17 protein-coding genes and 1 pseudogene are annotated in these 20,144 nt (G+C 59.0%); 12 read left to right on the plus strand and 6 right to left on the minus strand.

All coding sequences use genetic code 11. The features are described 5' to 3' along the window. Both QKD99_RS04750 and QKD99_RS04755 read left to right on the plus strand, forming a co-directional pair. Positions 1-406 (plus strand): annotated as a pseudogene (locus tag QKD99_RS04750) (hypothetical protein); the annotation flags it as partial. A 120-nt stretch (positions 407-526) separates the two neighbouring features. Continuing rightward, entirely contained in the window at positions 527-1,702 is a 1,176-nt protein-coding gene (locus QKD99_RS04755; RefSeq protein WP_347950849.1) for an HNH endonuclease signature motif containing protein, read from the plus strand. Here the strand turns inward: QKD99_RS04755 and eno are convergent. The 3 genes from eno to QKD99_RS04770 all read right to left on the minus strand — a co-directional run bounded on the left by eno (position 1,692) and on the right by QKD99_RS04770 (position 4,420). Continuing rightward, positions 1,692-2,969 (minus strand): phosphopyruvate hydratase, encoded by a 1,278-nt coding sequence (eno, locus tag QKD99_RS04760; RefSeq protein ID WP_239277829.1) that lies wholly within the window; start codon positions 2,967-2,969, stop codon positions 1,692-1,694. The genes QKD99_RS04755 and eno overlap by 11 nt on opposite strands. A 90-nt stretch (positions 2,970-3,059) precedes the next feature. Further along, positions 3,060-3,821 (minus strand): lytic murein transglycosylase, encoded by a 762-nt coding sequence (locus QKD99_RS04765; RefSeq protein WP_239277828.1) that lies wholly within the window; start codon positions 3,819-3,821, stop codon positions 3,060-3,062. 11 nt (positions 3,822-3,832) lie between these two features. Further along, a complete protein-coding gene (locus QKD99_RS04770) occupies positions 3,833-4,420 on the minus strand; it encodes a MazG nucleotide pyrophosphohydrolase domain-containing protein (RefSeq protein WP_269953284.1) in 588 nt (195 codons plus the stop codon). 57 nt (positions 4,421-4,477) lie between these two features. Here QKD99_RS04770 and QKD99_RS04775 point away from each other — a divergent pair, with 57 nt between their 5' ends. Then, positions 4,478-5,953 (plus strand): amino acid permease, encoded by a 1,476-nt coding sequence (locus tag QKD99_RS04775; protein ID WP_347950850.1) that lies wholly within the window; start codon positions 4,478-4,480, stop codon positions 5,951-5,953. Here the strand turns inward: QKD99_RS04775 and mfd are convergent, their stop codons facing one another. The 3 genes from mfd to QKD99_RS04790 all read right to left on the minus strand — a co-directional run bounded on the left by mfd (position 5,954) and on the right by QKD99_RS04790 (position 11,074). Beyond that, positions 5,954-9,592 carry a transcription-repair coupling factor gene (gene mfd, locus QKD99_RS04780; protein ID WP_347950851.1) on the minus strand — a complete coding sequence of 1,213 codons (3,639 nt, stop codon included), beginning with the start codon at positions 9,590-9,592 and terminating at the stop codon, positions 5,954-5,956. Further along, on the minus strand, positions 9,593-10,198 hold the full coding sequence (locus tag QKD99_RS04785) for a TetR/AcrR family transcriptional regulator (RefSeq protein ID WP_239277823.1): 606 nt from the start codon (positions 10,196-10,198) through the stop codon (positions 9,593-9,595). Between the two features lie 159 nt (positions 10,199-10,357). Then, the gene (locus QKD99_RS04790) at positions 10,358-11,074 is read right to left on the minus strand and encodes a trimeric intracellular cation channel family protein (RefSeq protein ID WP_225747260.1); all 717 of its coding nucleotides are present in this window, start codon (positions 11,072-11,074) and stop codon (positions 10,358-10,360) included. A gap of 122 nt (positions 11,075-11,196) precedes the next feature. Between QKD99_RS04790 and QKD99_RS04795 the strand changes: the two genes are divergently transcribed. The 9 genes from QKD99_RS04795 to QKD99_RS04835 all read left to right on the plus strand — a co-directional run bounded on the left by QKD99_RS04795 (position 11,197) and on the right by QKD99_RS04835 (position 20,102). Then, positions 11,197-12,393 (plus strand): MFS transporter, encoded by a 1,197-nt coding sequence (locus QKD99_RS04795; protein WP_225747261.1) that lies wholly within the window; start codon positions 11,197-11,199, stop codon positions 12,391-12,393. Positions 12,394-12,461: 68 nt separating this feature from the next. Continuing rightward, the gene (gene glmU / locus QKD99_RS04800) at positions 12,462-13,907 is read left to right on the plus strand and encodes a bifunctional UDP-N-acetylglucosamine diphosphorylase/glucosamine-1-phosphate N-acetyltransferase GlmU (protein WP_347950852.1); all 1,446 of its coding nucleotides are present in this window, start codon (positions 12,462-12,464) and stop codon (positions 13,905-13,907) included. Positions 13,908-13,922: 15 nt separating this feature from the next. Continuing rightward, complete coding sequence (locus QKD99_RS04805; protein WP_239277820.1) at positions 13,923-14,897, plus strand: ribose-phosphate diphosphokinase; 975 nt, start codon at positions 13,923-13,925, stop codon at positions 14,895-14,897. 242 nt (positions 14,898-15,139) lie between these two features. Further along, entirely contained in the window at positions 15,140-15,790 is a 651-nt protein-coding gene (locus tag QKD99_RS04810; RefSeq protein WP_347950853.1) for a 50S ribosomal protein L25/general stress protein Ctc, read from the plus strand. Between the two features lie 91 nt (positions 15,791-15,881). Beyond that, entirely contained in the window at positions 15,882-16,412 is a 531-nt protein-coding gene (gene pth, locus QKD99_RS04815) for an aminoacyl-tRNA hydrolase (RefSeq protein WP_347950854.1), read from the plus strand. Between the two features lie 5 nt (positions 16,413-16,417). Further along, positions 16,418-17,278: a fumarylacetoacetate hydrolase family protein gene (locus QKD99_RS04820; RefSeq protein ID WP_347950855.1), complete on the plus strand. Its 861-nt coding sequence runs from the start codon at positions 16,418-16,420 to the stop codon at positions 17,276-17,278. Positions 17,279-17,354: 76 nt separating this feature from the next. After that, entirely contained in the window at positions 17,355-18,242 is an 888-nt protein-coding gene (ppk2, locus tag QKD99_RS04825) for a polyphosphate kinase 2 (RefSeq protein WP_347950856.1), read from the plus strand. Between the two features lie 29 nt (positions 18,243-18,271). Continuing rightward, positions 18,272-19,450: a histidine kinase gene (locus QKD99_RS04830; protein ID WP_347950857.1), complete on the plus strand. Its 1,179-nt coding sequence runs from the start codon at positions 18,272-18,274 to the stop codon at positions 19,448-19,450. Further along, positions 19,443-20,102, plus strand: a complete 660-nt coding sequence (locus QKD99_RS04835; RefSeq protein WP_347950858.1) for a response regulator transcription factor — start codon at positions 19,443-19,445, stop codon at positions 20,100-20,102. Before QKD99_RS04830 ends, QKD99_RS04835 begins: the two co-directional genes overlap by 8 nt. Positions 20,103-20,144: the final 42 nt, after the last annotated feature.

Below are 20,144 nucleotides of genomic sequence, written 5' to 3' on the forward strand. Positions count from 1 at the left end.
GCTTCATTTACCATATAAAAGAACACGGCACTATCCCGGACTTTTACCTAGACGTGTTCGGCGCTGGGGCTTCCGAAGAGGACGACGGCCCTACAAGCTACGAGGTCAATGCCACGACGCTGAAAAGGCTGGAGCTGTTGCCTGCGAGAATGAGCAAATCCTGGACGACGCCAAGTATTTGCTAACCCATGGCGACAGCGCATTTGAAGAACTCGTCCCTAACCTTGAGGAGTTTGACAGGAAATACGCTCCCGTCTACGAAAAGCTTGAAATGTCAGCGGCTTCTCCCCTTCCAGATAAGCTTTTTACCATGTACATGGCTGGCGTGGGTTCCCTCGCCACCTGCGGTGACAAGTATGACGATAAGGAACTCGAAGCAGTGGCTGACAAAATTTTCAGCTACTAAACCTCTCCCGGAGTTTCGCACAATTTTTCGTTTCGGGGCTTGCGCAAGCCAGCAGGGCGGCTTATACTAAGGGCAGAAATTCGATTGGGTGTGCGATTTATTCCAGAGGGGGAACTTTCCGTGACAGCCAGCGACGCACCACCAAAGAAAGCTTATTTTTCTACCAATAACCTCGACGATACGGTTTGCGTTTTGGGCATGCTCCAACGCATTCAATCCTGGCAGCTATACCAATCCGTACTTCCGGGATTAGAAGACGATGTCGAATGCACTACCGCTGCTTTAGCTAAGCGGGTGGGCTTGAGCTACTGGCGCGTTTTATCCGCACTGCGCTCTCACCTGCGCATGCTTGAGTTGCCGTTAACCACGGCGGTGCAGACCGAACATTGGATTCTTGACCTCCCGCGGCTGCATGTCATTGATGCCGAGCTTTCCCCGCTTGGCGACGACGCCGAGGGCATCCAACTAGTCGATGCCGCCCTTGCAGACTTTCTCACCCCGAAGGAACCTGCTCAGCATGTACCCACGGAATCTGAAATCCGTAGATTCTTGCGCGATTACATCGATGGCATTCTCAAGCCAGATATTGAGAAGGAAATCGAGCGCTCTGTTTCCATTTCTTATTCCAAAGGCCAAGCCACCATCACTCTGAAGACGGATAAAGCAACCGCCAGTGCTATTTCACGGCACATCGATAAGGCAGCGCGAAAGAAGAACATCACTAAGTCAGAGGCTTTGGAGGCGCTGATCTTTAATCGCACCCAGACAAAAGTAGTAATCAATACCTATGCAGCGGGTGACGATGCTTCTCGGGTATATATTCCGTCGGCGGGATGGTGCGTCCTTACCGAACACTTAAGCACTTACTCGATGACTCGCGAGCTGTGCCCAGAAGAAACATCATCCTACGTCCCCACCGAACAAATTAGGGCATGGGTCCACGGTCGCGATGCCACGTGCCGCTGGCCGGGGTGTTCGATGCCGGCGCATTTCTGCCAGCTTGATCATCGGGTGGAGTATGCCGACGGCGGGCCGACGAGCGTCGATAATCTCGTAACTCTCTGTCAGCACCACCACAATGTGAAGACCGATGGCAGGGCACGCTACATCATGGATCCCATCACTGGGGACGTTGCCTGGCTCTTTTCGGACGGCACCTTCGAAATTGACCGAGCGGAGGGTCCTTTGGCACCGCGAACCATGAATTGGAAGCAAACCTGGCAACAATACCTAGACATGCGAAAGCGCCCCCGCGGCAATTCGAGGGCGCTACGAAAGGAGGCAATTAAGCCTTAAAGCGCGGGAATGCGGAGCGGCCGGCGTAAACTGCGCCGTCGCCAAGCTCCTGCTCGATGCGCAGCAGCTGGTTGTACTTAGCTACGCGCTCGGAACGAGCCGGTGCACCGGTCTTGATCTGGCCGCAGTTCAGAGCGACAGCCAAGTCTGCAATGGTGGTGTCCTCGGTCTCACCGGAGCGGTGGGACATCATGGTGCGGTAACCATTGCGGTGAGCCAGCTCGACAGCATCGAAGGTCTCGGTCAGGGTACCGATCTGGTTGACCTTAACCAACAGGGCGTTGGCAGCCTTCTTCTCAATGCCCTCCTGCAGACGAGCAGGGTTGGTGACGAAGAAGTCATCGCCAACGATCTGCACCTTCTCGCCAATTGCGGCGGTCAGGGCGGTGTAGCCATCCCAGTCATCTTCCTGCAGCGGATCCTCGATGGAGACGATCGGGTACTCGTCGATGAGGCCCTCATAGACCTTGGACATTTCTTCAGCGGTGTGCTCGCCGCCCTCGAAGTGGTACTTGCCGTCCTTGAAGAACTCGGAGGAAGCAACGTCGAGTGCGAGTGCTACGTCCTTGCCTGGCTCGAAGCCGGCCTTCTTGATGGCGTCCACGATGACGTCGAGAGCAGCCTTGGTGGAGTCAACGGACGGAGCGAAGCCGCCCTCGTCGCCCAGACCGGTGGACAGACCCTTGTCCTTCAGCACTGCCTTCAATGCGTGGTAGACCTCGGCGCCCATGCGAAGAGCCTCGGCGAAGGACTCCGCACCAATCGGAGCGATCATGAATTCCTGGACGTCAACGCCGGAGTCAGCGTGTGCGCCGCCGTTGAGGATGTTCATCATCGGCACTGGCAGTACGTGAGCATTCGGGCCGCCGATGTAGCGGTACAGAGGCAGTGCAGCGGACTCTGCAGCGGCCTTGGCTGCGGCGATGGAAACGCCCAAGATAGCGTTAGCGCCGAGCTCGGACTTGTTATCGGTACCGTCCAGCTTAATCAGTGCCTGGTCAATGAGGCGCTGGTCGTCAGCTTCGAAGCCAGCAATTTCGTCGGCAATCTTCTCGTTGATGTTCTCAACAGCCTTCAGAACACCCTTACCCTGGTAGCGCTCGCCACCGTCGCGCAGCTCGTGAGCCTCGTGCACACCGGTAGAAGCACCGGAAGGAACGCCGGCAACGCCGCGGGCGCCGTCATCAAGGAAGACCTCGGCCTCAATGGTTGGGTTGCCACGGGAATCAAGAATTTCGCGGGCGAAAGTGTGGATGATATCGGCCATGCTGTTTTTCACTCCTCGTAAATAAATTCGCTCTGGACCAGCCGGCCCAGCTACGTTCTCAATTGTTGCAGAAAACTCTGCTGCGTGACACTACTTGGCACTTTGCGGAACCGAGTAGGCATTGGCGGCACGTGCAACTTTATGCAAATACTCGCTGGACTGGTTGTAATTTAGGACTGCTTCCTCCCACTGTTCTGGGTTAGAGAGATCTCTATCACCAAAGCATAGAAGTCCGGCGGCGCCGACTGCGGCGTCGTCAATTTGATTGGGATCTGCCTTCCCATCGCCGTTAGCATCAGCGCCCACCGATTCCCATGTAGTCGGGATAAATTGCATTGGGCCAACGGCACGGTCATATTCGGAATCCCCATCGATTTTGCCGTTATCGGTATCTGGGGTGTGCGCCGTATTGTTTAGTCCATCGAGGGCGATGCCGTTGATGGGTGGTTGGGGGTAGCCGGCGTCGTCAAGCTTGGAGGGCTTAAACCAATTGCCGTTGTAGGTGCCGTGGCGGGTCTCCACGTAGCCCAGGCCGGCAAGGGTATTCCATCGCAGATGGCAATTCGGCCATTTTTGCTGAGCGATGAGTTCGGCGTTGCCATAAGCGCGCAGTGCGGCCGGCGGGATGCCCGTCTGCTCAGCTAGGTCAGAGGCCCAGTAGGTAAGCTTATCCGCAGTGCGGCCGGGAGCATTGACGTCAATATGCGCGACCTCTTTGCCTTCAACGGGCGGAATGTTCTCCGGTACGGGCTCCTGGGAAGTGCCGTGCCCCGTCAACAGCCATGCCACCAACGCGATGATCACGGCTACGGCCACCCCGCAGCCCCCGAATATCTGCAGGAGCCTCTTCATGAGAAGCCATCCTACATTCCCTTACCTTCGCGCCATAGCTTCTCTTGCGTGTCAACATCGACAATCTCCGTGGTGCCATCAAAGAGGTATGGGGCGCGGGCGCGCATTTTGGTGAGGAAACTCTGGGCCACATCATCAAGCGAAAAGGTGGAGATTTCCGCATGGAAGAGTACTTGGAGGAAGATATCTCCCAATTCCTTGAGCATCTCGCTTTCCGGTTCGCGGTTGCGCACGGCCGCGGCGAATTCGGCGGACTCCTCCTCAAGATAGGGCAAGAGCGAGGTATGGGTTTGCTCGCGCTCCCACTCCCCAATGCGCCGCGCCGTGGCCATGGTCTGGCGCGCCTGCATGATGGGATCCGCAAGGGATTCGGCACGAATGACTGGCTCTCCAGTAGCTAGGCGAGCGCGGGTTTCAGGATCGTGTTCGTCGGTGCTGACCAAGGTTCCGGTGGCGTCCTCGCCTACCAGCAGATCGGAGAAATTCCACCGTACGGACACGGGTACCTCACCCGTGAAGTGGACAGGGCCACGCAGCTTCCCGTGCGCCTGCATGGGGATCATGGTGGGCCAGCGTTCATCGAGCAACAGCACAGTCATGTGCACAAAGTCTAACCCGAGTTCCCATTATGGGGCTATTCAAGGTATTTTAGGCCAATGACCTCCAGCCAGAATAAATCCCACTCCGTGACGTTGTGGACCCTCGTCGCGCTGATTATCGGTTCCACCGTGGGCGCGGGTATTTTCTCGCTGCCACAAAACATTGCCTCCGTTGCCGGCCCAGGCGCGATGCTCATCGGCTGGCTGGTCGCGGGCGTCGGCATGCTCTCCGTGGCGTTTGTTTTTCAAATTCTGGCCCGCCGAAAGCCGCACCTTGATTCTGGCGTTTATTCCTACGTGCGCGCCGGCCTCGGCGATTTTATTGGCTTTACCTCCGGCTGGGGCTACTGGCTGGGCTCCGTTATGGCGCAGGTGGGTTATGCCACCCTCTTTTTCAATACCTTGGGCCATTACCTGCCGCTTTTCGACGCCGACCATTACTGGTCCTCCGCCATCGCCGTCTCCCTCTTGTCATGGGGTATTTTCGCGGTGCTCGCTCGCGGTATTAAGCAGGCCGCGTTCATGAACCTCATCACCACGATTGCCAAGATTGTGCCCATTCTGGCCTTTGTGGTGCTCATTGCGTTCCTCGGGTTCAGCTGGGATAAATTCACCTTGGATTTCTGGGGACGCGCGTCTGAGGCCAGCGTCTTTGAGCAGGTCCAGGGAATCATGCTCTTTACCGTGTGGGTCTTCATTGGCGTGGAGGGCGCATCCGTTTATTCCAAGCAGGCTTCTAAGCGCACCGACGTCGGCCGCGCGACCGTCATCGGTTTTTTCTCCGTGCTGGCGCTGCTGGTTTCCGTGTCTACCTTGAGCTTTGGCGTGATGAGCAAAGAAGAACTGGCCGCGCTGCCAGATAATTCCATGGCATCCGTGCTCACCGAGGTCATCGGCCCCTGGGGCGGCGCGCTGGTGTCTATTGGACTGTGCTTGTCGGTCCTAGGAGCCTACGTCTCCTGGCAAATGTTGTGCGCCGAGCCCATCGTAATGATGGCCATCGACGGCCTCATTCCCCGCCGCATCGGAACCATCAACGTGGCAGGTGCGCCGTGGGTAGCGCAGCTTATTTCCACGATGGCCATCCAGCTGTTCATCATCGTCTTCTACCTCAACGAGGCGTCTTATAACGCCATGGTGCAGCTGGCAACCATCATGTACTTGCTGCCCTATATCTTCTCTTCCCTGTACCTGCTGCTCTTGACACTGCGGGGCAAGGGGCTGTCTCACCCTCAAGCGGGTATCAAGTTCGACCTTTCCGGACCAGAGGTGAGCCGCAAGGAAAACCGCAAGCACTTGGTCATTTCTTTGCTCGCGTTTATCTACTCCCTGTGGCTGATTTATGCGGCCGACCTCGTCTACGTCCTACTCGGCGCATTGGCCGTAGTGCCGGGACTTATTCCGTATGTCGGCACCCGGCTGTGGAAGAAGGAACGCATCTTCAATACCTTCGAGTGGTGCGTGGTGGCCATTGTCCTGGCCGGTGCCGCCACCGCCATTTGGGGCTTGAGCACCGGCTGGCTCACCCTCTAGCTACTCCCCTACGCTAACCACGTTCGAGGTGGGCTGGGCGCCGCTGACGTTGATGGGGTCGACGTCGAAAAGCGCGCTCAAGAAGTCCGCCGCCCACTGAATAAGCTCGGTATCGCGCAGCTTCGGCGAGGTGACATTGCGGCCTGCCTTGGGGAACGGCACGTTGATTGCCTTCGCCGCCGCACGGAAGCTGGAGCCCGGGTATAGGCGCTTGAGACGCACCTGCTTGGAATCCGGCAGCTCCACTGGGTGGAACTTGACGCGGGTGCCCTGCACGGTGATATCGGAAATGCCGGCGCGGCGCGCCTGGTGGCGCAGCCGAGCAACGGAAAGCAGGCGTAGCACCTCCTGCGGCAGTGGGCCAAAGCGGTCTTCCATTTCCTCGATGACGGCCTTGAGATCATCGTCATTCTGCGAAGCCGCAAGCTTGCGATAGACCTCCAGGCGCAGGCGCTCGGAGTCGATATAGGCTTCCGGAATATGCGCATCCACGGGGAGATCGATGCGGATTTCCTTCGGGCCCTCATCAGTAACGGTGGGGGCCTCGCCGCGGGCGAGCGATTTGAAGGTCTCAACCGCCTCGCCAACGAGCCGCACGTAGAGATCGAAGCCCACACCGGCAATGTGGCCGGACTGTTGGGCACCGAGCACGTTACCGGCACCGCGCATCTCCAAGTCCTTCATGGCTACGGCCATGCCAGCACCAAGGTCATTGTTTTGAGCGATAGTTGCCAGGCGGTCATAGGAGGTTTCCGTGAGCGTAGCTCCCTTGGGGTACAGGAAGTAAGCATAGCCGCGCTCGCGGGAGCGGCCCACGCGCCCGCGCAGCTGGTGCAGCTGGGACAGGCCCATATGGTGGGCGTTTTCCACAATGAGGGTATTCGCGTTAGCGATATCCAGGCCAGTCTCCACGATGGTGGTACATACTAAAACGTCATACTCGCGATCCCAGAACCCTTGGACGGTCTGTTCGAGCACCTCCTCGTTCATCTGTCCGTGCGCGACGACGACGCGGGCCTCCGGTACCAGGTCACGCAGCTCGCGGGCCTTCTTTTCGATATCAGAGACTTTGTTGTGGATGAAAAAGGTTTGACCATCGCGCAGCAGCTCGCGGCGGATGGCCGCGGCTACCTGCTTGTCCTCATAAGCGCCGACGTAGGTCAGCACTGGGTGGCGGTCTTCCGGCGGAGTCAAGATGGTGGACATCTCGCGGATGCCAGCCATGGACATCTCCAAGGTGCGCGGGATAGGTGTTGCGGACATGGTGAGCACATCCACGCTGGCCTTAAGCGCCTTGATGTGTTCCTTGTGCTCCACGCCGAAGCGCTGCTCCTCGTCCACGACGATGAGGCCGAGGTTCTTCCAGTGCACACCGGTCTGGAGGAGGCGGTGGGTGCCGACGACGATATCGACGCTGCCATCGGCCAGGCCCTTGAAGATGTTCTTGGCTTCCTTCTGTGAGGTAAAGCGCGAAAGCACCTCAATCTTGACGGGGAATCCGGTCATGCGCTCGCTGAAGGTATCAAAGTGCTGCTGCGCCAGCAGCGTGGTGGGCACGAGGACGGCAACCTGCATACCGTCTTGCACGGCCTTGAAGGCGGCGCGGATGGCCACCTCGGTCTTGCCGTAGCCCACATCGCCGACGACCACGCGGTCCATCGGCACCGTGGACTCCATATCGTGCTTGACGGCATCGATAGCCAGCATCTGGTCTTCGGTTTCGACGAAGGGGAAATTATCCTCCATCTCCGCCTGCCACGGATTATCCGGGGAGAACTGGTGCCCCGGCGCAGCCTGGCGCTTAGCGTAGAGCTCGACGAGCTCGCCGGCGATTTCGCGCACGGCGGCGCGCGCCTTCTTCTTGGTGTTCTTCCAGTCGGAACCGCCCATCTTGGACAGGTGAGGCGATTCGCCACCGGTGTACTTGCTGAGGAGATCCAGCGAGTCCATGGGGACCCAGAGCTGATCGGCGGGCTGACCACGCTTGGAGGGCGCGTACTCGAGCACGATGTATTCGCGGCGGCTGGTTTCATCGCCGGACTGGATGGTGCGCTCGGCCATCTTGAGGAACTTGCCGATGCCGTGAGTTTCGTGCACCACAAAATCGCCTTGCTTGAGCGCGAGCGGATCGACCTTATTGCGGCGTTTGGCGGGCCGGCGCTTTGCTTCGGCGATATCGCCTACGCGGTTACCGGTCAGGTCCGTCTCGGTCACAACCACCAGTGGGAGGGCCTCGGCATCCTTAGGCTTTTTCACCTTGGGAAATACCAGGCCGGCGTGGCTTAGTGCTTGGTAGAGGGTGACTTCACCGGCGGTGGGTTCCCAGCCAGGGGTAGCTACCTTGGTGCGGATACCCTTTTCTGCAAAGCGATCCACCATGCGCTTGATGGCACCTTGAGCCGGCGCGATGAAGGCTGCCCGGCCGCCGGCGTTGGTGTGCGCGAGGAGCTGGGCCATCATGGCGTCGATTTCTTCGATATTGCCGCGCGGGGTGGGCCCTGGTTCGAATTCGAGCGGGAGGGTCTCCTCTTCCGGGGCGGCGAGCATTCCCGGTGGGGAGAAAGTCCACAAAGACAGGCCGGACTCGCTAATGGAGACCTCGAGCGACTCATAGGAGCGGTAGCTGGATGCCTCGGTATCGAGTCCTTCGGTAGCCAGCGGGCCATCGGCGCCCATGGCCGCGGCCTCCCAGCCGGCGGCGAGGAATTCCGCATCGGTCTTTTCTAGATCTGCCACGCGGCGGCGAATTTTTTCCGGGCCGACCATCACCACGTGGGTGGTGGGGCGCAGGATTTCGGGGAGGGTGATCATGGGGGCGTCAGAAAGCGCGGGTAGGAGCGCCTCCATACCTTCGGCAGGGATGTGCTCGCTTACCTTGGTCAGCAGCTCCACCAAGGCGGGATTGCCGGGGTGCTTAACGGCGAGATCGGCCGCGCGCTTGGCAATGGCGTCCGTAATAGGCAGCTCCCGGGCAGGGAAAATGTCTACACGGCCCACCTCGATTTCCGGAATGGTGCGCTGGTCAGCTACGGAGAATTGGCGGATATCGGTTATCTCATCGCCCCAAAACTCCACGCGGACCGGATAGTCCAGCGTGGTGGGGAAAATATCGATAATGCCACCGCGCGTAGCGTACTCGCCGCGCTTAGCCACCATGTCTACGTGCTTGTAGGCGCGGAACTCGAGTTCGCGGACTACCTCATCAAAGTCATATTCGTGGTCCTCTTCTAGGTGGACGGGAGCTCGGCCTTCTACCTCTTTGAGGATGGGTTGGGATAAGCCGCGGGCAGCGGTGACGATGACCTGCAGGCTATCGAGGTTGTGCAAAACCTCGGCGCGGCGGCCGATGATGTCTACGCCGGGGCTTAGGCGCTCGTGCGGCAGGGTCTCCCAGGCGGGGAACATGGCTACCTTCTCCCCCAGCATCGCCGTAAGCTCCGCCGTGAGGTCCTCAGCCTCGCGGCTCGTAGCGGTTACCACGAGCACTGGGGCATGATGAGCCAAGGTACCCAAGGCCCACGGCCGGGACTGATCCAAGCCAGTGATGTGGAGGTCTTCGCCCACATGAGAAATCATGCCCTTGAGCTTGGGATCTGAGGCCGCTACCTTAAGCAGGCCGGCCAGCATTGGGGTCGCCATCTATTTGCCTCCTAGCTTGGGCTTTACTTCCATACCGGACAAACCATTCCAGCATAGATTGACAATATGTGTGGCGACGACTTCCTTGTCCGGGGTGCGCTCATCCAGCCACCATTGCGCGGTGGTCGATACCATTCCCACCAGCGCTTGGCCGTAAATATCCGCCAAATCTGGGTCAATGCCACGGTGCTCGAATGCTTCTCGCAGGATATAGGAAACCTGACCCACCGCGGAATTCAACAGCGTGGAGAAGCTGCGTTCATCGCCGGGCTTGGCATCGCGCACCAGGATGAGAAAACCATCAGTTTCTTCCTCGACATAGGTCAAAATGGCCATGACGGCCTGCTCGATGCGCTCGCGCCAGCTTCCAGTCTCCAAGGAATCAGTAATGACTTTTTCCAGTGCCAGCATCTCGCGGTCCACGACCACCGCGTAGAGGCCTTCTTTACCCCCGAAGTGCTCATAGACTACGGGTTTGGACACCCCAGCGCGTGCCGCAATTTCTTCGACGCTAGTTCCTTCAAACCCTAGTTCAGCGAATGCGGCGCGTCCGATGGAAATGAGTTGTTCGCGGCGTTCCCGGCCGGTCATCCTTTGTCGAGCCATGCCCTCCACCCTATCCTTTGCCCCGCAATTTGTGATTTACCCGGGGGTGTCAGGTACGCTATGCCTACAGCTTTTGCTGTGTTTCCCCATGGTGTAATCGGCAACACTACGGTTTTTGGTACCGTCATTCTAGGTTCGAGTCCTGGTGGGGAAGCTTTTTTAGTTTTTCTTCCTGCCGCGTCGAAAGCCTTTCAGCTCGGCCTTCTTCGCAATCGCCGCCACTTGGGCGGCGGTGTAGTTAACGGGGGCTACACCGGCGCGGGGCAGGACCCAGCCGCGCCAATAGGACACGATGGCCATGCCACTGCCGACGATCGGTGCGACCACCATGCCGAGAGCAAACTGTCCGTAATCGGCAAAGGTAACCATGACGATGCCGGTGAGGATAGAGGGCACGGCATACAGGGGGCTGCCGCCAAAGATGGACGGGATTTCCCCGGAGGCAATATCGCGGACCATTCCCCCGCCCACTGCGGTAAGCACGCCCAGGAAGACACAGGGAATAAGTGGCATGCCGTGGGTGAGCGCCTTAACGCAGCCGGTGGTGGACCACACGCCGAGGATGATGGCATCGCCGTGTTCGCGGAATAGCTCCCACGCCTTGCCCTTGAGATCAATGAGGAATGCGATGAGTGCACCGCAGCAAGCAAGGCCGAGATACCACGGGTCTGAGATCGCTGCCGCTGCTCCATCCCCGATGAGCATGTCACGGATCATGCCACCGGCCAACCCAGAAAAGAGGGCGAGGAACACGAAGCCCACGATGTCGAATTCACGGCGGCGGGCAAGGGTGCCGCCAATGATGCCATTCAAAACCACGCCGAGAAGATCGAAGGCTTGGTACAGCGAATTGATGAGGGGATCGACATCGTGCATGATTCTTAGGCCTCCTGCCGCGCGGGTAGAATTTCGGCGTGACTGCGGCCGTGTTTTACTCTCCGGCGCGTCAGCATGGCTCTTATTTAACCAACTCGTTTCTCTGAAAGATCGCATTTCTCATGTCTAAATCCAATGCCCGGTATTTCATCTGGTCCAATGGCCTGCAAAATTTGGGCGATCAGATTGTTGCTGCCAAGACGGTGCTGCCCGCGCTCTTTAGTGCGGCCGGAGTGCCTGCGTTCTTTACCGGTCTGCTCACCCCTATCCGCGAGTCCGGTTCGATGCTGCCGCAGGCGGCGCTGACCCCGTGGGTGACTACGCATAGGGCGCGCAAGCGCCTATGGATTATCGGTTCGCTGGGACAAGCGGTATCCGCCGCGGTCATCGCGCTCGCGGCATTTTTTACCCGCGGGGCAATTCTAGGCATCATTGTGCTGCTGGCGCTGGCCGCGCTCTCGCTTTTCCGCGCGCTGTGCTCGATTGCGGGCAAGGACGTGCAGGCGCGCACCATTTCCAAGGGCGCGCGCGGCCAGGTGACCGGTAGCGCGGCAGCCCTCGGTGGCGGTGCTACTTTGCTGACCGGCATTATCCTCTACTTTTTGGGCGAGCTCAGCATTCCCATGATGGGCACGGTCCTCGCCATTGGTGCGGCCACGTGGGCCATTGCCGCGTGGGTCTTTTCGGGCGTGGATGAGCCGGTGCCAGAGGAAACCGAAGGGGGCATCGATAAGCAGTGGTGGCGCGATACCTGGCAGCTTTTTACTAGCGACGGCCAATTTCGCAACTTTGTCATCGTCCGCGCGCTCTTGCTCGTTTCGGCGCTATCTACCTCTTTTATTGTGCTGCTCAGCAGCAACCTTTCCGGGCTCTACGGCTTCGTGCTTGCTTCCGGCCTAGCCTCCCTGGTGGGCGGGCGCATCTCCGGGGTGTATTCGGATAAGTCCTCTAAAAACACCATGGCCGTGGGCGCGGCCGTGGCTTCCGTCGTGCTGGTGCTTTTGGTCGCCAGCTCGCACTGGGCACCGGATGCGGTCAATGCCTGGGTCATGCCGATTGGTTTCTTTGCTGTGAACTTGGCGCACACGGCCATTCGCGTGGCGCGAAAGACCTACGTGGTGGATATGGCCGGCGGCGATAAGCGCACCCAGTATGTAGGTGCGGCCAATACGATGATGGGCATTATCCTCCTCATCGTCGGTGGCATTTCCTCCGTGGTGGCACTGGCCGGCCCCGAGGCAGCGCTGCTTTTCCTTGCCCTCATTGGTTTCCTCGGCGTGTGGCGCGCCCGCGGCCTGAAAGAGGTTTCTCACACATAAATCGCACTTGGGCTATAGGATGTAGTCCGGATAAGAATCAGACTCAACCCCCAGGAGCTCAATAACCCGTGGTAGCAACAACCTCGTGTGCTGTCGTCGTCCTTGCGGCTGGCGCCGGCACCCGCATGAAGTCCACCAAGCAGAAGACCTTGCATGAGATTGGCGGGCGCACCTTGCTCGGCCACGCTCTGCACGCTGCGGCCGGGATCAACCCGGAGCGCATCGTGACGGTGGTGGGCCACCAGCGCGATCAGGTCTCCCCCGCCGTGGATGCCATCGCCCAGGAGTTGGACTGCGAGGTACTGCAGGCGGTGCAGGAGGAGCAGCTGGGTACCGGTCATGCCGTGGCCTGCGGCTTGGAGCCGATTCCGGACTTCGAGGGAACCGTCATTGTCACCAACGGCGATGTCCCACTGCTTACCCCAGAGACCATCGAGGGTCTGCGCGCCACCCACACCGAGCAAGGCAACGCGGTCACTGTGCTCTCGATGCGCCTCGATGACCCGACCGGTTACGGCCGCATCATTCGCGGCGAGGACGGCAGCGTGTCTGCCATCGTGGAGCAAAAGGATGCCACCGAAGAGCAGCGCAAGGTCGACGAGGTCAACTCTGGCGTTTTCGCGTTTGATGGGCGCGTGCTTGCCGCAGCCCTCCAGAAACTCGACTCCAATAACGCCCAAGGCGAGCTGTATATCACCGATGTCCTCGAGATTGCCCGCACCGCAGGACACGGCGTAGGCGCGCACGTAGCAGCGGATCCGGCCGAACTCGCAGGCGTCAATGACCGCGTGCAGCTCGCAGCTGCCGGCCGAGAGCTCAACCGCCGCATGGTAGAAAAGGCGATGCGCGGCGGCGCCACCATCGTGGATCCGGAGACCACCTGGATTGGCGTCAACGTCACCGTGGGCTCCGATGTCATTATTCACCCAGGCACGCAGCTGTGGGGCACTACCAGCATCGCCGATAACGCCGAGATCGGCCCCGACACCACCTTGACCAATATGCAGGTGGGCGAGGGCGCTTCTGTCGTGCGCACCCATGGCAGCGATTCCGTCATTGGTACCAACGCTAAGGTCGGCCCGTTTACCTATATCCGCCCGAAGACCGTGGTGGGAGAGGACGGAAAGCTCGGCGGCTTCGTAGAGGCCAAGAACGTCCAGATTGGCCGCGGCTCCAAGGTTCCGCACCTGACCTATATCGGTGACGCCACTGTGGGCGAGCAGTCCAATATCGGCGCCTCCTCCGTCTTTGTGAACTACGACGGCGTAAACAAGCACCACACCACCATCGGCAGCCACGTGCGCACCGGTTCTGACACAATGTTTATCGCTCCGGTCAATGTCGGTGATGGCGCATACTCCGGTGCGGGTACAGTAATTAAAGACGATGTTCCTGCGGGAGCACTCGCAGTCTCCGGTGGCAAACAGCGCAACATCGAGGGCTGGGTTCAAAAGAAGCGTCCGGGTACTCCCGCGGCTGAGGCCGCAGCCCGTGCGCAGGACAACGAAAAGTAAGGGGCATATTCTCCCATGACTGGCAAGGTAACTGGTAGCAGCAAGAACATGAAACTCTTCTCTGGGCGTGCACACCCAGAGTTGGCGGAGGCTGTGGCTAAGGAGCTCAAGACTGATCTGGTTCCTACCACCGCCCGCGACTTCGCCAACGGCGAAATCTTCATTCGCTTTGAAGAGTCCGTGCGTGGCGCCGACTGCTTCGTAATGCAGTCTCACACCCAGCCGCTCAACAAGTGGCTAATGGAGCAGCTCATCATGATCGATGCTTTGAAGCGCGGCTCCGCAAAGCGCATCACCGCCATCCTGCCCTTCTACCCATATGCACGCCAGGACAAGAAGCACCTGGGCCGCGAGCCAATTTCCGCCCGCCTGGTGGCAGACCTTCTGCAAACTGCTGGTGCGGACCGCATCGTGTCCGTGGACCTGCACACCGATCAGATCCAGGGCTTCTTCGATGGCCCGGTCGATCACATGCACGCTCAGCCCATCCTGACCGATTACATCAAGTCCAAGTACGCCACCGATAACATCACCGTGGTCTCCCCGGATGCTGGCCGCGTGAAGGTGGCAGAAAAGTGGGCCCACGACTTGGGTGATGCCCCGCTGGCCTTCGTGCACAAGACCCGCTCCAATACTGAGGCTAATAAGACGGTGTCCAACCGCGTGGTCGGCGATGTAGAGGGCAAGGACTGCGTGCTTCTCGACGACATGATTGACACCGGTGGCACCATCGCCGGCGCCGTACGCGTTCTGAAGGACGCCGGTGCGAAGAAGGTCATCATCGCCTGCACCCACGGCGTTTTCTCCGACCCAGCCCGCGAGCGCCTCTCCGAGTGCGGCGCGGAGGAAGTTATCACCACCGATACCCTCCCGCAGTCCACCGAGGGCTGGTCCAACCTCACGGTGCTGTCCATTGCACCGCTTTTGGCACAGACCATCCACGAGATCTTTGAGAATGGTTCCGTGACCACCCTCTTCGATCGCGCCTAAGCGCAGGGCCGCCGAGATTTCCCTCGGCGGCTTTTGATTTGCCCCTGGCGCACGTGCTAATCTAACTCAGTCTCGGCGAGGGCGACCTCAGGATGAGGAAGCCGTTATCGACGCGATTGAAGTTAGAGCATGTTGCTTTTTATATACGCCTGCGATGACTCGTCCAAGACGTCCATCGGCAGGCTTTCGTCGTTTTTATCGCGTTGGCCGCGCCGCACTACTTTAACTAAGGAGAATCAAGCATGGCACAGCGCCCAGTAATCAAGGCTGAAGCACGTACCGAATTTGGCAAGGGTGTCGCACGCCGCCTGCGCCGCGAGTGGAAGGTCCCAGGCGTCATCTACGGTTCCCACCAGGAGCCGGTCCACTTCGCAGTTCCGCTGCTGGACATCCAGTCCCTCGTCCGCAACAACGGCGTCAACGCCGTTCTGGAGCTGGAGATTGACGGCGAGCAGTACCTGACCATGGTTAAGCACGTTGACCAGAACGTTCTGACCTTCGACATCGACCACGTTGACCTGCTGGCTATTAAGCGCGGCGAGAAGGTTGAGGTTGAGGTTCCGCTGACCCTGACCGGCGAGCCGGCCCCAGGCACCATGCACATCCAGGATGCTGACGTACTGCTGGTTGAGGCAGACGTACTGAACATTCCGGAGGAGATCGAGGTTTCCATCGAGGGCCTCGAGGACGGCGCAGTTGTCACCGCTGCCGACCTCACCATGCCGGAAGACACCACCCTGGTGGCAGAGGACGACACCGTTATCGTCTCCATCTCCCTGCCTGAGGTTGATGAGGAGCTCGAGGAAGCAGCCGAGGCTGCTGAGGAAGGCGGCGCTGACGCTGGCGCCGAGTCCGTCGACGAGGGCGCAGAGTCCTCCGACTCCGAGGAGTAATCCCCTCCCCTTCACACGCAAGGCCGCCGTGAAATTCGCTTCTCACGGCGGCCTTGCCGTTTTTCTCTCTGCCTATGAGACAATTGAGCGCGTGACTCCACTTCTCGTAGTAGGCCTTGGCAACCCCGGCCCCAAGTACGCAGGCACCCGGCACAATATCGGCTTCGATGTGGCAGACGAACTTGCAGGAGAGCTCATGAGCAGCTTTTCGGTACACAAAAAGACCAACACCGAAGTCGCTGAGGGCATGGCTGGCGGCCGCAAGATTATCTGTGCAAAGCCACGGTCCTTTATGAACCTCTCCGGCGGTCCGATCAAGGCTTTGGCCCAATACTTTCATCTCTCTGCCGCTGACATCATCGTTATCCACGATGAGCTAGAACTCGATTTCGGCACCATTAAGCTCCGCAAAGGTGGCGGCGACCATGGCCACAATGGGTTGCGTTCAACCACAAAGTCCCTAGGCACCAAAGACTATCAGCGCCTTTCGGTAGGAATCGGGCGCCCACCGGGGCGCATGGACCCGGCGTCGTTTGTGCTTAAGCCTTGGGCAAAGCAGGAAAAGGCAGAAATCCCCATCCTTTGCGCCGACGCGGTCGCGGAGGTCTTGCGCGTAGGATAGTCGCCATGAAATTGGCTACCCTACGCACTGGCTTTGGCACTTCCGCTATCCGCATCGACGACGATAACGTGGGTGTTGAATTGGATTATGAAGACGTCGGCCAGCTACTGCGCAGCGAAGATTGGCGCAAGGCCGCCCAGCTTTCCGGCGAGCCCGTGGTCTTTAACCACGCTGATTTGGAGGCCGTCGTACCAACTCCGGGCAAAGTGATCTGCGTTGGACTCAATTACGCCAAGCACATCCGCGAGATGGGACGCGAGTTCCCCGAACATCCCACCTTGTTCATCAAGTTCGCCGATGCCCTCACCGGCCCCTATGATGATGTCTTCATTCCCGAATATGGCACACAGAAGCTGGATTATGAAGGTGAATTGGCGGTCATCATCGGCGAGCGCGCCCACCGTGTCAGCAGCGACGAAGCGCTAGATTATGTGGCCGGCTACGCCATCATGAATGACTACACGCTGCGTGACTTCCAGCGCCAGACTAGCCAGTTCCATGCCGGTAAATCCTTTTATCGCACCGCCGGCTTCGGCCCTTGGCTTACCACCGCGGATGAGTGGTCACCGGGGTCCGGAGCTGTCCTCACCACGACCGTAGACGGTGAGGAAAGGCAGCGCGATAATACCGATGACCTCATCTTTTCCGTAGCTGAGCTCATTGAGTTCTGCTCGCAGCTCTATCCGCTCAATCCGGGCGACGTCATCGTTACCGGCACACCGGAGGGCGTGGGTTTTGCCCGCACCCCGCAGCAATTTATCGAGGACGGTCAGAACGTCACCATCGCCATCGAAGGCTTGGGGCATATTTCCAATACCACCCGCTATGGTGCGCCTGGCTGCGGCCCCGGCTGTACTTGTTCCTAAGCTGTGCCCAGGTTCTCACTCCAACGTGGGCGGTAGCGTTTTCATCCCAGCCGCTTGTACCGGTTAAGCTGGATTAATGAGCACAAAAAGCAGTAAAGCCCCTAAGAAACTCAACAAGAAGGCCTACGAAAAGGAGCTCGAACGCCTCCAAGCGGAGCTCGTGGACATGCAGCAGTGGGTCGTTGAAACCGGCGCCCGCATAGTCATCATCATGGAGGGCCGCGACGCCGCCGGCAAGGGCTCCGCGATTAAGCGCATCACCCAGTACCTCAACCCGCGTACCTGCCGCGTCGAGGCGCTGCCCGCTCCCAACTCTCGCGAACAGGGCCAGTGGTACTTCCAGCGCTACGTGGAAAAGCTGCCCACCAAGGGCGAAATCGTCATCTTTGACCGCTCCTGGTACAACCGCGCCGGTGTCGAGCGCGTCATGGGCTTTTGCACCGATCAGGAATACGTCCGCTTCCTGCACCAAGCACCCACCTTTGAGCAGATGCTGGTCGAAGACGGAATCATGCTGCGCAAGTACTGGTTCTCTGTTTCTGATGAAGAGCAAATTAAGCGCTTTGAATCCCGCCGCAACGATCCGCTGCGCCGGTGGAAGCTCTCCCCTATGGATCTGCAGTCCATTACCCGCTGGGAGGACTACTCCCGTGCCAAGGATGCAATGTTCATCCACACCGATACCCCAACTGCGCCGTGGTACACCGTGGAATCAGAAGACAAGAAGCGCTCCCGTATTAACGTCATTTCGCACCTTCTGAGCACCATTCCGTACGAGAAACTCGAGCACGAGATGCCGGAAATTCCGCAGCGCCCGGATTCCGATGGCGAAACCTATGAACGCCCTGCCCGCGAAGAGTTCCGCTACGTTCCGGACGTCGCTGCAAAGCTTGAGCGCAAGTCCGAACAGAAGACAGCGAAGAAGACGTCCAAGAAGGGCAAGAAGAAGGATAAGAAGAAGTAGCACTCAGGGCTGTATTACTATCTTCTTTTATGAGCACTGACACCGCCGCGCGAGCGCGCTTAGGGGATAAAATCCTCACCGCGGTGGCGGTGCTCATTGCGCTATTTTATGTCATTTCTGCCGCGAAGAATCCCAGCATAATTGAGATTATTCAGGCAGGTCTATCGTTGCTATTCCTGCCATTTATGTGGGTCTGGCGGAGCCGTCCCGTGCTCAGTGCCACGGGCTTTATTGTGCTGCTCGCGGCATGGGCCGTGGCTTGGATGAGCCAGCTGCCCACCAATCTAGGGCTTACCCCCTGGGCCCTGACTGCACCCATGGCGGTGTATGCCTCCTCCCGCTATGTCACGCGCCGCGTTATTCCCCGCACGGTACTGGCGCTGGCGATTCTTGGCTCCTTCATCTCGCCATTCATGTGGCGCATTGATCCGGAGTCATTCCTGCTGCATTACCAACTGGACCGCCGCTACTTGGCCATGTTGGTCGTGCACTGGGCTGTTTTGGGCACCACCTACTTCGCCGCCGCACGCTACTTCGACTTGGCATGCCAGCGCGAGCGCCTAGCCCAAAAGCGTTTCCACCAAGCCCAAGAGGAAGAGCGATTGCTCATCGCACGAGAGTTGCATGATGTTCTGGCCCATTCCCTAACTTTGATAAAGGTTCAGGCGAATGCTGGAATCATTGCCGGGCGATCAGACGCTAAAGCTGCCGAGGAAGCGCTGGCCAGCATTCGCGATGGTGCAGATTCTGCGTTGGAAGAGGTACGCGGCATCGTCACGGCACTGCGCAGCACTGGTCCCACCACACTGAAGCCAACCACGCAGCTAGAGCACATCGAGGGAATCATCGATGGCTTCCGCGCGGCAGGCTTGGACATTTCGGCCCGCCTGCCGCAAAATTGCGAAGTTCCAGCACTCACGCAGTTGGCACTGGTGCGCATCATTTCTGAAGGCCTAACTAATGCGTTGCGGCATCAAGGAGCCGGTACACGGGTGGAAGTAGAGCTAGTGCTAGCCGATGTCGCCCAGATCGCCCTTAAATCTACCAACCCCTCCCCAACTGCCAGCCAAGTGCCCGGCAGCGGTGTGGGTCTTGTTGGCATTGCAGAACGCGCTCACGCTTTGGGTGGAAATCTAGAAACCCGGGGCGATGCCAAAAAGTTCATCGTGCGCGCCGAGCTACCGTTGCAGAAGGAAAGCCGTGTCTAAGATTCGTGTCCTGCTCGCCGATGACCAAGCGATGCTTGTTGCCGCATTGTCTACCATCCTTAACGCACAGGATGATATTGAGGTCGTGGCCACCGCCAATACCGGCTCAGATGCCGTCACCGCAGCGTTGAGCCACCGCACTGACGTAGCCATCCTGGATATCCGAATGCCGGGAATGGACGGCATCTCAGCGGCCCAAGCGATCCTTTCCCGCTTCCCCGAGTGCCGAATCATCATGCTCACCACGTTTAATGAAGAGGAATTGGTAGCTCAATCTATCGCCTCTGGCGCGCATGGGTTCCTCCTCAAAGATGCGGATCCGGAGGTGTTAGCGGGGGCAGTCCGGGACGTCGCCAAGGGCGAATCGGTACTGGCATCCCAGGTGACCGGACCGGTTCTGGAGGCCTATCGCACCGCTCTTACGCGAGGCGAGTTGAGCGCGCAAGAGCGCCAAGGGCTTAGCCTGGTTACCCGGCGCGAGATGGAGGTACTTTCGCTCATCGCCCGAGGGGCCACGAATTCTGAAATCGCCGCCGAGATGGTCATCGCTGAAACGACGGTGAAGACGCACGTCTCTTCGCTCATGTCTAAGCTTGCGGCACGCGATCGCGTGGCGCTGGTGCTGTTGGCCCAACGCGCCGGAATTGCCTAGTCTCCTACTGCGGTCGGAGATATTCACTGCGAAGTCCGTCTT

The organism is Corynebacterium sp. c3Ub_189 (genome assembly GCF_039907195.1).
In the GTDB taxonomy this organism is placed as follows: Bacteria; Actinomycetota; Actinomycetes; order Mycobacteriales; family Mycobacteriaceae; genus Corynebacterium.